This window comes from Enterocloster sp. OA13 (genome assembly GCF_022440595.1).
GTDB lineage: Bacteria > Bacillota > Clostridia > Lachnospirales > Lachnospiraceae > Enterocloster > Enterocloster hominis.
The window spans coordinates 3,167,316-3,180,498 of sequence record NZ_JAKNTF010000001.1; the positions used below are offsets into that span (position 1 = coordinate 3,167,316).

General features: G+C 52.4%; 12 protein-coding genes. All 12 read right to left on the bottom strand.

Features of this window, described 5'->3' with window-relative positions:
• Positions 1-37: 37 nt before the first annotated feature.
• A complete protein-coding gene (locus MCJ35_RS14010) occupies positions 38-1,318 on the bottom strand; it encodes a hypothetical protein (protein ID WP_025486691.1) in 1,281 nt (426 codons plus the stop codon).
• A complete protein-coding gene (locus tag MCJ35_RS14015) occupies positions 1,315-2,799 on the bottom strand; it encodes a hypothetical protein (protein ID WP_025486690.1) in 1,485 nt (494 codons plus the stop codon). The genes MCJ35_RS14010 and MCJ35_RS14015 overlap by 4 nt, the downstream gene beginning before the upstream one ends.
• Before the next feature lie 251 nt (positions 2,800-3,050).
• On the bottom strand, positions 3,051-4,022 hold the full coding sequence (locus MCJ35_RS14020; protein WP_025486689.1) for a PepSY domain-containing protein: 972 nt from the start codon (positions 4,020-4,022) through the stop codon (positions 3,051-3,053).
• Between the two features lie 138 nt (positions 4,023-4,160).
• The gene (locus MCJ35_RS14025) at positions 4,161-4,985 is read right to left on the bottom strand and encodes a nitroreductase family protein (RefSeq protein WP_025486688.1); all 825 of its coding nucleotides are present in this window, start codon (positions 4,983-4,985) and stop codon (positions 4,161-4,163) included.
• Positions 4,960-5,301: a DUF6783 domain-containing protein gene (locus MCJ35_RS32555; RefSeq protein ID WP_488473299.1), complete on the bottom strand. Its 342-nt coding sequence runs from the start codon at positions 5,299-5,301 to the stop codon at positions 4,960-4,962. The genes MCJ35_RS14025 and MCJ35_RS32555 overlap by 26 nt, the downstream gene beginning before the upstream one ends.
• Positions 5,192-6,436: an anti-sigma-I factor RsgI family protein gene (locus tag MCJ35_RS32560; protein WP_240299538.1), complete on the bottom strand. Its 1,245-nt coding sequence runs from the start codon at positions 6,434-6,436 to the stop codon at positions 5,192-5,194. The genes MCJ35_RS32555 and MCJ35_RS32560 overlap by 110 nt, the downstream gene beginning before the upstream one ends.
• A complete protein-coding gene (locus tag MCJ35_RS14035) occupies positions 6,433-7,164 on the bottom strand; it encodes a sigma factor (RefSeq protein WP_025486685.1) in 732 nt (243 codons plus the stop codon). The genes MCJ35_RS32560 and MCJ35_RS14035 overlap by 4 nt, the downstream gene beginning before the upstream one ends.
• 228 nt (positions 7,165-7,392) lie before the next feature.
• The gene (locus tag MCJ35_RS14040) at positions 7,393-8,469 is read right to left on the bottom strand and encodes a sugar ABC transporter substrate-binding protein (protein WP_240299539.1); all 1,077 of its coding nucleotides are present in this window, start codon (positions 8,467-8,469) and stop codon (positions 7,393-7,395) included.
• Between the two features lie 33 nt (positions 8,470-8,502).
• Entirely contained in the window at positions 8,503-9,444 is a 942-nt protein-coding gene (locus tag MCJ35_RS14045) for an ABC transporter permease (RefSeq protein ID WP_025486682.1), read from the bottom strand.
• Between the two features lie 31 nt (positions 9,445-9,475).
• Positions 9,476-10,972, bottom strand: a complete 1,497-nt coding sequence (locus tag MCJ35_RS14050) for a sugar ABC transporter ATP-binding protein (protein WP_025486681.1) — start codon at positions 10,970-10,972, stop codon at positions 9,476-9,478.
• Positions 10,973-10,988: 16 nt separating this feature from the next.
• On the bottom strand, positions 10,989-12,218 hold the full coding sequence (locus MCJ35_RS14055; RefSeq protein ID WP_008717528.1) for a hypothetical protein: 1,230 nt from the start codon (positions 12,216-12,218) through the stop codon (positions 10,989-10,991).
• Positions 12,211-13,182 (bottom strand): N-acetylglucosamine kinase, encoded by a 972-nt coding sequence (locus MCJ35_RS14060; protein ID WP_008717530.1) that lies wholly within the window; start codon positions 13,180-13,182, stop codon positions 12,211-12,213. Before MCJ35_RS14060 ends, MCJ35_RS14055 begins: the two co-directional genes overlap by 8 nt.
• Position 13,183 lies beyond the last annotated feature (1 nt).

Genomic DNA, 13,183 nt, shown 5'->3' on the forward strand with positions numbered 1-13,183 from the left:
GGCCATTCTGTCTGTGGAGTTCGTTCTCCTGACAGGGTTAATTGTAAGCCTCTGTATGTGTCTCCGGTTCCTGGTCCTTAACCGCCTTTAATTTACCCAGCAGTCCATAGATTCCGGCCCGCTGTCCCTCCTCAAAATAGGTGATGGTCACAAGAAACAGGGATGGTCCTGAAACAGCCTTGCAGAACACCTGATAATAGGCTTCTTCCTCATCCTCCACCTTGCGCCAGCCCCAGCGCGCCCGGCCGTTTGGCATGTCCAGGTCCTTAAGCTCCCTCAGGCCGTCAAAACCACCTTCCAGTGAGGCGTCCTTACCCTGAAGCCGGAACCCGTTCACCCGCCATATGGGATCCTTGCCGGTGCCGTCCCACCATAAGTCGCAGCCCCTGCCATTTTCCTGTTCCTCCCACTCATACAGATAATTACCCGGAAGGGTCAGGCGGAGGACACCATATCCGTATGTCACTTCCCCCCTTCTGAATCCCACCGGATACAGGGACTCCAATACCTGGGCCGTATCTGGTATGACGGGCGTCCTTTTGTCCAGACCGCACAGCAGCAGGTATGCTTCCATGGGAAGGGGAATCCTGGAATCCAGCCTGTATGCCTGTTCCAAATCATCAAGGGCAGCCCGGTTAAGGTCCGCGTCCTGAGCGCTGCGGTCCGATGGGCCGAAGAAGCATTTTTCCCACATCAGGTTCAGGGCACAGTTCCTGTAGTATGCAGCATCCTTCTCAGGCTGGTTCCATATGAAGAACCGGTCTGCCAGCCATCCGGTTCCAAGGCACTCCACGGTCTTAACCATGCTGGCAATCCCAAACCGTCCCATGGGTGTCACAACGGTTCCCGGGATATCCTCGGGCTGGTACTGATTTATGTCCCAGCACAGACAGAGGCTGCTGTATTCCTCTGAAGCCAGGCGCTCCCTGCACAGGTTGACTAGCATCTTAAGCCATGGATGGAAATGTTCCTCTTTCATACGCTGAAAATCCCTGTGACTGTAATAATCAGTCTCATCTGACACAGTCAGGCCCTTAAGGACGGATTTGCCCAGTGCATCCACAAATTCCACCGCCGCCTTATGGAATCCTGGCCCGCAGGGTGTGGAGTAGCATTCCCCGGATATGACCCATTGACCCAGCAGTCCGTTTTCATGTTCCCAGGTCATGGAAATGCCGCCCATGGGACAGAAGGATATCCATATATGGTCATTGTCCTCCTGTACGGTCTGCCCACCGGATTCTGCAAGACTGCGGACAGCCTGAATCAGCGCTTCCTTCTTCCTTACCTTTGCGCCAAATGCAAACCGTATGCTCATGCCTCCTCCTTCTTTATCCGGATACTGCCCGCATTGCGGCGGAAGGTATGGAATAACGCCTCCTTAACAGGCAGGTTCCTGAATACCTCCACCGCGGCGTTCAGCACAGCGGTCAGATCCCACGCAATAAAATCCAGGTATCCGCACTCCGTCCCCGTGGCGCCTCCGGTAAATACCACCGCATCCCCACATTTTCCTGATATCTCCTGTTCCAGCTTATCCCGCAGATCCAGTATCTGATTCCTTGGTATACCGTCCAGCGGATAATAGAAAAATCCAGGGACCGCCCCATCCTGGTGGAAATCCTCCATGATTCCGTCATCCCCCCTGTAATATGCGCTGACAACCGGAATACAGGTGGTTACTCCCGCATATACGTCTTCACGCAGATCCCACCCTTCTTCCTCCGACGGCTTCATCTCATATGCGCTGTACCACTGGCACATCTGGTCCGCAGTGACAATCTCCCTGTCCTTTTTTATGTATTCCAGAAGGTCTGCCAGGCAGATGTCCTCCCCCTCCTGAGGCGTTTCCAGCAGATCCATATATCCCACATACCGGATGGCGGGGATTTCCCCAATGGCCTGGTCCAGCAGGACAGACATGAGGCCATACGCCTGGTTCTCATTTTCCTTCAGCAAAGGCAACAGCTTTTCACAGTAAATGGACAGTCCGATCTGTTTATCATCCAGTTCCTCCACCCAGACCCTTGCATCTTCCGTACCGATATCCCTGTCAAACATCCTGAGCACAAATCCGTTGGCTGGCTGGCGTCCCACCAGGATATTCCAGTTCTGATGCACCTCCTTTGGCGCATGTTCCATAAAGTACTTCAGTTTGAAAATGCGGCTCTTGTCCCCCTCCGGCGACAGGATCAGGTCGTATTTACTGCCATTGCGGCCCACTTCAAAATACAGTCCTGCAAATGCAGGCGAAAGAAGCTGATGACACAAACCAGCCACCTGTTCCCCTCCCTGCTTTACATCCAACAGTTCCCTGAGTTTCCCTTCCCCCTCCAGGAATGACTGCCATCCCTCCTTTACCCTCTCGCAGAAGGGTTTCATTGCATTGGGAAGGGTAAGGGCCTTCCTGCACAGGGATATCATCTCCAGCGTATCCTCATCTCCCGGCCTGTACTCCAATGCCTTTTCAAAATAGTACCTTGCTTTGGATTCCTGGTCCAGATAATACAGCGCGTAGCCCATCCTATAATTCCAGTCATGTTCCCCTGCATATTCCTTTTCCACGGATTCCAGGAGTTCCACCGCCTTTTTAAACAGATGCCTGTCCCCCGGCTCCGCCAGGTTGTTATATGCGCGCGCCAGCTGGCTGGTTAATTCCGGTGTCTGCTGCTCCCGGGGCAGGGCTTCAATCGCATCAATGATATTCTGGAACTGACCGTCCTCATGCCACTGTTCCAGCGCTTCAGGAAGGTGGGATGGGGTGCGTGGGTTTGTTTCATTTTCAGGCTTCTGCTTCATGGTATTTACCTCCATCTTGTCTTTCAATCATTATACACTAGAGAGGGTGGAATGGATAGTAAGCGGTAGAATTATTAAAACAATCGTAACAAACAGGAACGGCATACCGGAATCCCAGTATGCCGTTCCTGTTCCTTTAATCCATGTTCCTTTAATCCGTGTTCCTTCAACCCATGTTCCTTCAACCTTTTACTTTATTGGTATGTTTGCAGATTAACTGATTCTGTGAAATGTGTCATGGACGTGATGCATCAGTCATCGTCGCGGTCGCCGTCATGGACATCGTCGCGGTCGTCATCATGGTCATCATCCCGGTCATCATCATGGTCATCGTCGCGGTCATCGTCATGGTCATCATCGCGGTCGTCATCATGGTCACCATCGCGGTCAGCATCATGGTCAGCATCCCGGTCATCGTCATGGTCATCATCCCGGTCATCGTCATGGTCATCATCCCGATCGTCATCATGGTCATCATCCCGGTCATCGTCATGGTCATCGTCATGGTCATCATCATAATGCCCATCATGATCATCATCCCGGTCAATATCCAGCACTGCCCCGGTTACCGCGTCCAGTTCCACTTCATGTCCAACTCCCTGGATTACTACCTCTATTTCATAAACCCCGTCATCCAGTTCGTATTCCTTGAATTTCAGGCTGTCTTCCTTTAATCCAAACTGTTCCAATACAATTCTCTCAGCAGTTTCCCTGTCGATATACCCCTTGTCATCCAACGAATGGGTTCCCACTACCTTGATATACGCATTGATTTCACGGTCCTTTGCAACATCACGGACTTCATCCTCTATCTCCCTCATAAACATGTCGTCCGGATACCTGGAGCCTTTTTCAGCCTTTACCACCAGGCTCTTTCTGGAACCGTCTGCATTTTCACTGAACCAACCCTTTTCATCCAGGCGTCTAATCAGCCTTCCCACTGCTGTTTTACAACTTTTTCCAACATACCCGTCCTGTCCTTCCAGGAATTCCTTACCATCCCGGTCAACCCCTTTTATCTCCAGCACCGTACCATCCTTATCATAGGAAATGGATATATCCGGTCCCGCGCTCACCAGGATACGCCCCTTAATCTCTTCCTTATTGCTCGATGCTTTGTAAGACGGAGCCCCGAACGCTGTATTTCCTGCTCCTGCTGCCCCTGCTGCCAATATGGCGGCACATGCAAATACGGCTGCCCTGTTTAATCTTCTTTTTAACATATTCATTTTCCTCCTGTAATCTGTGGATGTTTTTGCTTATATACATAGATTACGGAAGCATATTTTTAAAACTGGGGTAGAGATGATTTTTTCTGAAAAATTATATTTCCCATTGGGAAACGGCATTCCCGTGGACAGCTACCACTTTTCATGATGAATCTTTGCGGTTTCCCACCGGCAGACCGATTCCTTTATCCCGGCAGGCCAGCCAAAAGCAATCACGGAAATGGGTTCCAGCTTAGGAGGGAGCGCCAATTGATGGATTAACAATTTCCGCCAATCAGAATTAGACGCCACACCGCACCAGACACCTCCCAGTCCTAATCCGTGAATACTGAGCAGCATGTTTTGCGTTGCGGCCGCACAATCTGCATATAAGAACTCTTTTATTCCTTCTATATTCTTATCTCCGCAAACAATAATTGCTCCTGCGGATTCTTCCATCATCGCAGCATTGGGATTATTCCGGGCCAGGATTGATAGGACATGCCGGTCCCTTATCACGATAAAATGGTACGGGCGCTTATCTTTTGCCGTAGGAGCCTGCATGCCTGCAAAAAGGATGGCATTTACCATATCCTGGCTGACTGGTTTGGAGGTGAATTCCCGTATGCTTCGCCGTGTTTTTATGGCAGTAAGGATATCCATATCACTCGTGATATCAACCAACTTTTCAGGTTTTTCCCTGACAGCATCCATATCCTCGCAGGACATGGTAATCTCCGCTGCCATCGCCTGACCGTCAAACCCAACGGACTTCTGCACCGTCTTATCTAAAACCATGACAAATCTCCCGCCGCCGCGGGATAGTAATTTACTTCGGTATCCAATGCCATTAATCGTACCGCTTACATAAATCGTCCCCTTAGGTTTACTGAATACCGCTTTTGCATCAAACGGAATTTCAACAATGGTCAGTCTGCCTGAACCGTCCTTTTTAATCAGGGCATCGAATCGTTCCATTGCGTTCCTCCTTCCATGTATTCGCTTTTTTGCATGATGGAGCGCAAGGGCGTGTTTGAAAATTGCTTTCCGTCAGATGTGCGTCCCACTTTGTGGGAGATTTGGTCCCGATGAGGAAGGCGTAGCGGGCTACGTTGACCGAATCGGGGCCAAATATGCCGCGAAGTGGGACGTGCAGATGGCGGGAATGAATTTTCAAACAGGCCCTAGTCATCGTCCTCATTACTGTCCCCATCATCTTCTTCATTTTCATTTCCTCCATTCCCGTCCTCATCATCCGCAGCGCCATCTCCATCGTTTTCATGACCGCTGTCATCTTTCCGGTCATCTTCCTGGCTATCTGCGTTTCCACGCCCATCGTCCCGGTCATCTCCATGCCCACGCCCATCGTCCCGGTCATCTCCATCCCCACGCCCATCATCCCGGTCATCTCCATCTCCATGCCCATCGTCCCGGCCATCTCCATCCCCATGCCCATCATCCCGGTCATCTCCATCTCCATGCCCACCATCGTCCCGGTCATCTCCATCTCCATGCCCACCATCATCCCGGTCATCCTCTTCTCCGCGCCCATCGTCCCGGTCATCTCCATCTCCACACCCACCATCCCGGTCATCCTCTTCTCCACGCCCATCATCCCGGTCATCTCCATCTCCGCGCCCATCATCCCGGTCATCCTCTTCTTCATCGTCATCATCCCGCTCACCTGTTCCACCGCGTCCCGCGCCCCCAGTCATCCCTTCTGCCGCCTTTGGCACAGCCGGCGCAGCTGCAGGACGGGCCGGCATGGAAGGATGATGGCCGGAAGCAGGACGGGACTCAGGACGGACCACTGGAGCATCCGGCGCAGCGGTCCGGTCATCCCCATCTGCATCCTTCATATCCCCTGCGTCATCCCCTACCTTTATCTCCACTTGCATCCTGCCTTCAAACTGTCTCCTCAGCCCGGTACCGATATCGTCTTCCCTCTTCTGTTTCCACCGTATGCTACCCCCGTCTGCTTTCACCATCACGGTTCCACCTTCAGCCAGGTACCCCATGTCCACGGCGCGTTCAACCAGAAGCCGGGTAACCTCCTCTGCATGCTTCCCTTTGTAAGACACCTGTCCAATCAGTCTGTTCCCATCCTCATTCAGCCCTTCCAGGCCCACTACCCGGTCCATGTAACTCACGGACATCAGGACATCCGGATTGATTTTCAGGTGCACGGTCCCGTAGGGAATGAAACAGGCCCCGTATCCCCCGCCTCCCAGGACGGCAAGGCAAAGACAGGCCGCAGCCACCATGGATGCAAGCCTCATCCTAAACAGCGCCGGCCTGTGCTGCTGTTCAATGACATCATCCACCTTCTGCCCCACCTCATACCCCATATTTGCCACTTTTATGATACGGCCTGCCTGATCCAGCACGATTGCGTATGCCGGATGGCATTCCATCACCAGATATGTCATACGGATGCCTCCTTTCCCCCGGATACCTGACACAGGTGCCCCCGGATAATCTCGTAACCATTTGTATATGCAAGTAAAATGGCCATCATGTAGGAACGGTGCCGTTCCAGGGTCTTTCTCGCAACTCCGGATACAGTGGTCAGTTCCGCCAGGGGCAGCCGCCTGCTTTTCACAAACCGGTCCAGAATCCCCGGATTCTCCCTGGCTGCCTGCAATGCCTTGTGGCAGGCCTGCAGTGTACGCTCCTGTTTCGGACAATTGTCCGCTACTTCGGACAGGCTCAGGCCATATTCCATAAGATTATTTGCAAATTCCTCCAATTCCTCCCTGGTAGCCTCCCGGACCGTCCATTGCTTCATCCCGTCTTCCCCGGCAGGAATCATATCAGAAAGCGTATGTTCCTCCCCATCCCCCAATGGCGCGTCATAGGAAACCGTCCCCTTATGGCGTTCCTCTTTTCTGTTATAATCAACCAGACGGTTGCGGATGGCTGCAGAAGCATAAGAAAGAAAGCTGCCTCTTCCCCGTTCATATCCCTGAACCGCCTCATAAAACGCAAACATGGCAATGCTAAGCTCATCATCCCTGCCCTCAGAAGGTACGGCATGGGTAAACCTGGCTGTCTCAGACCGTATGAAATTCATATATTGGGAAATTAGCTCATCGGCAGCCAGCGCGTCTTTCTTTGCCCTGTATACCATATGAACGATTGCATGCTCTCCTCCCATCCTGCACCTCCATTTATTATAGTATACGGATCCATATCCGTTTTTTGGGGGTAATGCGGGTAATTATGATTCCATTGTACCATATAACGAAAAGAACTGCCGCTGATAACGGCAGTCCTTTAAAAAAATCCCGGTCTCTGATTGTAACATACCACTGTTGCGCAGGCCTTCCCGGCACCGCACGGATGCCTTTCATGATTCCAGCCATTGCCGGGGCATTACAGGGTCTTACCACTCACCCTTGAATGTATCCACATTATCCTTGTTCACTTCCACCTGCCTGATTTCCGTCACAGGCTCCACCTTTTCACCGTTTAAGTATTTTACAGATGTCTCGATGGCCAGATGTCCTTCTTCCACTGCCGACATATAGGTGGTTCCGTCAATCACGCCGTCCTTGACCGCCTGGAGTCCGTCCTTACTTCCGCCAAGCCCGATTACCTTCACATCTTCCTTCATCCCGGCTTCCTTAAGGGCCTGTCCTGCGCCGGTTGCGGAGTTGTCATCCTGGCAGATGACCACGTTGAATTCCATCTTCTTCTGGATCAGGTCCTCAACAATCTTTAGTGCCTGCTCCTTTTCCCAGTTGGAGGTCTGGTTATAGATAATCTCAATGTTGCTGCCTTCCAGGGCCTGCTCCAGTCCCTTCTTGCGGTTAATCTGAGGCGTGGTTCCGGGAACCCCTTCAATCAGGATTGCCTTACCGCCGTCCCCGCCTAACAGGTTCTTTGCGATTTCGCCTGTAACGGCGCCTGTGTTGACTTCGTTCTGCCCTACATAGGATACCAGCCCTGCATATTCACCGGTTTCCTCGGACCCAATTGCATTGGTAAATGCCAGTACCGGGATATCGGATTCCTGGGCGGATTTCACAATTTTCTCACCGGAACCGGAATCCACACAGCAAAGCGCGATTAAATCAACGCCCTTGACCATGAAATCCTCTGCCTGTGCCAGCTGTTTGGATGCATCCCACTGGGCATCCGCATACTCAATGGTAACCCCGTACTCAGCCGCGGCAGCGTCCACGCCTTCCTTGGTTGCCACGAAATATCCTGTGGGACCAGGAAGCAATACCGCTATCTTATAATCCTTCTTTTCCCCTGTGGTTTCAGCCGCCTTGGCCTCTTCCCCGGAACTTTCCCCTTCCGTCTTTGCCTCCTCTGTCTTCGGGGCCTCGGTGGCCGGCGCTGCCGTTGTCTCCGGCGCTTTAGTTGCATTGGCAGAGCCTGTACAGCCAGCCAGTCCTGCCGCCATTACACATGCCATCCCTACTGCTACTGCGCGTTTTACTGTTCTCCTCATAATCCTCACCTTTTCCTTTCAAAATACTTTTTTCTATCTTGTAGCAAGTCTCTTCTTGCTGTAAGAATCAAACCCCACTGCAACCAGGATGATCAGCCCCTTGAATATGTACTGGAAATACATGTCCACCCCCAGAAGATTAAAGCTGTTGTTAATCACGCTCATCATCAGGACACCGATTACCGTCTTAAGGGCCGAACCGGAACCTCCGGCCACCGAAGTACCGCCAATCACGACCGATGCAATGGCATCCATATCATATCCATCTCCGGCCGCAGGACTGGCCGTGCCCATCCTGCCCACCAGCACGATGCCTGCCAGGCCTGCCAGCACTGCATTGATGATGAATACCTTTATCTTGTATGCATCCACATTGATGCCGTTTAATTTACTGGCATCCGCATTGCCGCCCACCGAATACACATACCGCCCGAACCGCGTTTTGCTGAGCACGACCCAGGCCGCCAGCACGGTCAGCGCAAATATCACCACGGGAACCGGAATCCCCATCAGGTAGCCATTGCCAATGGCATCCAGCACCACAAACGTTTCCGTGATAGGGTACCCGCCTGTGAGCATGAGCATGGAGCCTTTCACAATGCTGACCATGGCCATGGTGGTTATCAGGGAAGGAATCCCTATCTTGGCCACCACGAAGCCGTTCACACTGCCGATGATCCCGCACACGGCAAGCGCCAGTATCATTGCCAGGAACAGGTTCACACCTGAAGTTGCAAGCTTCATGATCACTGCCCCTGAAAGGGCTGCCACGGCTCCCACGGATATATCAAAATTCCCGGATATGATGACAAAGGTCATTCCCGCTGATATGATCCCGATGATGGAGGACTGCCTCAACAGGTTCAATATATTCTTGTGGCTTGCAAATGCCGGCGTTGCAATGGTTATCATCACACACAGGGCCAGGAAGCCGATGACCACACCATACTCTCTTAAATTTATCTTTTCCCTCATACGTTTCCCATCAGACATCTTATTCACCCCGCTAAACATTAAATATCTTATTCATGATATCCTGCACCGTCAGGTCCCGGTTCTCCATCTCACAGACAGCCGTCCCATCCCGGATTACCATAATGCGGTCAGATACCCGGATTACTTCCTCCAGGTCCGAGGAGATAAAGATGACCCCTATGCCCTGGCTGGAAAAATCCTGTATGGTACGGAATATATCTTCCTTGGCAGCAATATCAATACCTTTGGTCGGCTCGTCATAGATGATTAAATCCAGGTCCTGTCCCAGCCATTTTGATACAACAACCTTCTGCTGGTTGCCTCCGCTTAATTCCTTAACCTTCTGGGTCACGCTGCTTATCTTGATACCCAGCTTCTTAACCCCGTCCTCTGCAAAATGGATTTCCTGGTTCCGGTTCAGTAACCCATGTTTCCTGAACCTGCTGACCTGCACCGCGGTTGCATTTTTATAAATCTCCTGGTCCAGTATAAGGCCCAGGTTCTTCCTGTCCTCGGGAATGTAGCCGATTCTGTGCGCAATGGCCTGCTGGGGCGACCTGATATCCACAGCCTTACCGTTCACCAGGATTTCTCCCCCTGTCTTCCGGTCAATCCCGTAAATCAGGTTAATTATCTCGGTCCGCTTGGAACCCACCAGCCCGGCCAGCCCCACTACCTCCCCTTTGTATACCTTCATGTCCACATCCCTGACCACATTTCCCCTGGACACGCCCTTCAGTTCCAGCACTGGGACGGCAGTATAATCCGCGTAGTGGTAATCCTTGGAATCCTTAATCCGGCTGTCCGCATTGCCTGTCATCAGCTGGGTTATCTTTGCCTTGGTCAGCTCCCCTATATCATAGCTTCCCACCAGCTTCCCGTTCCTCATGATGCTGGCGCTGTCACAGACACGGAACACCTCCTCCAGGATGTGGGTGATGTATATGATGCTCTTGCCCATCTCCTTCAGCCGTCCGATGATCTGGAACAGGCCCTCCTTCTCATTATTGGTCAGCGAGGTGGTGGGTTCGTCCATGATCACAAGGTCCGCATTCCAGGACACTGCCTTCATGATTTCCACCATCTGCTGCTTGGCAATGCTGAGGCGCGACACAACCGTATCCGGGTCAATATCAAAATCAAAGTCCTTGCAGATGCGTTCATATTCCCGGTACATTTCCTTTTTCTTTAAAAATCCGCCTGCCCCGGCGCTTTCCCGGCCCAGGAACATGTTCTGCACCACCGTAAGGGCCGGCACCAGGCTCAGTTCCTGGTAAATGATGCTGATTCCATGGGATTTGGAGTCATGCTCATTCTTAAACGCCACCTTGCCGCCCTTTAAGAACACCTCTCCCGAGGTCTGGCTGTGCACGCCTCCCACGATTTTAATCAATGTGGATTTACCGGCCCCATTGGCTCCCAGAAGGGCCCTCACCTCCCCCTGGATCAGGGAGAAATCAATGCCTTCCAGAACCTTAACCGGGCCGAAGCTCTTATGAATGTCTTTCATTTCCAGTATGTATTCCATATCCTGCCTCCCCCTGTCAGAACGGTCTTCCATCCGATGGTCCTGCGCCCAGATGACCGCTGACCGCCGCCAGGTTCCCATCCGTGGCGCCCATCAGATCCCATGAAAGGACATATCCTTCCATATCCACCTGCTTCAGGCCTTCCATGGTCTCCCGCAGATACTCCGGGCTGGACGGCGCTGCCTCATTGCAGTTTACCTCAATCCCGCAGTATACCGGTACGCCCAGTCCTGCCATATATGTAAGCTCCCTGGCTGTAAAATCCAGGTCAAATGCCTCTGTTCCAGTGTCATGGCACCCCAGCACCTCAAAAAAGGCTTTCCGCGCCCTGGTTCTGGCATCCACGTCCATCTGCGTCCCATTGCACCGCACGGTTTCCCGGATCAGGCAGTCCGTCTCAAAAGGCATCCCCGCCGGGGCATTGGTAATGCGGTACATCATGGGCTTGATGAAATCCGCCATGGGCGCCAGCCGCTTCATATCCTGCCCTGCAAAATACGCCAGGTACGGGGCAAATGTATCCATCCCCACCTTCATCCCCCTGGCATGGAAATAACCGGTGACCGTCTTTAAGGCCCTGGCGATATCCTCCGCCTTTTTCCTGTAAAATTTCTCCCATACAGGATGTGCGAATGTGTAATTCCCCTTATCATAGGCAGTTATGCCAAGAACCTGCTCCCCATATCCGCCGGCCCCGTCACGCACCAGCCCCATCTGGTGCTTCAGCTCATCCACATCAATCCCGCACTCCTGGTACCGCTTCATGCAGGCCGGGCAGAAGCAGCTGAACACACCGCCCAGGCCATTGGAAAATGACCCATACCGGATTTTGTCCAGGAACACCCCGTCAAAACCCAGACCGTCAAAATGCTCCTCATAAATCTGCAAAAACGATGTTATATTGCGCTGCTGGTCCGGGCAATAGAATTCAAAATTCTCCCCTTCTGTCAGGCAGTAACTTTCCGCCTCCGTACCTGTATCGTCAACCAGCTTCCCGGTATCCGCCTTCAAAACGCCTGTCTCGGAAAACACGGGAAGCCACAGATAGCACTCGATGCCCCGCTGTCTCAGGAATCCGGTGACATGCTCATATAACTCCCGGCTGCAGGACCAGCCGATAATCACCTTGCTGACCGCAATCGTTCCAAGCAGCTGCATAAGCTTCCCGCACACCGCTTCATGGGTAACCTTATGTTCCAGATAGCCTCCTGTTGAAATCTGGACAATGATTTCCTCTTTATTCATGCCAATCCTCCCCCGAAAGCCCGCCCTGTCCCTGCAGGCCCTGCCCCAATATCCTGCGTGCCAGACGTATGCCCCCGTAAACAGGCGCATGTTTCTGAATGGAAAATGTCACATGCTCCAGCGGGATCTGCCGTGCCAGTTCCTCCTTAATCAGCTGCTGGTAAATCCTGCTTTTCAGCACACCGCCCGAAAAAACAATGTTCAGTTCCATCCTGCTGTCAAATCCCATCCGCCTGTAAATGCTTCCCATGAGCCGTGCAATTACCTCCGCCCCATGCCTTAATATCCCAAGGGTCACTTCTTCCCCGCGTCCGGCTTCCTCCGTCACAAGCTCAGCCAGCCTGGCAATCTCATAATAATCCGTCACCTCAGTAACCACATAGGGCAGGCGCTCAAAACTGTCTGCCTTAAAATACTCCCTGATACAGTCAAAAAATGGTGAATATCCGCCGCAGCCGTCACAGTACAGCAACGTATGCTTAAGGGCCTCCGCCCCAATCCAGTACCCGGAACCAATGTCGCTGATATTATAGCCCCAGCCGCTGGCCCGTTTATACTCCCCGTCACTGCCAATCCCAAGTATGATGGAACCAGTCCCGGCAATCACCACCATCCCCGGCTCCATGGCCTGGGCATAAAAGGCAAGTATGCCGTCATTGCACAGATAGCTCGTCTTCCCGTCAATCCCAAGCCCCTCAAGGACTGCGCGTATCAGGGAAAAATCATGCTCCGAATCACATCCTGATATTCCCCACACACTGTAGCGCAGATCCCCACGCCGTATTCCCTTCTTTTCCAGCAGCTCAAACCCTGCCTGAAAGCTTTCTCTGACCGCTTCCACTCCCACGGATTTGTAATTGCTGCATCCCACGATGACACTGTCCTTTATATGGCCCTCCATATCGCTGATGCAGAATTCCGTCTTAGTTCCTCCGCCGTCCACGGAAAGTATATAATCAGCCATT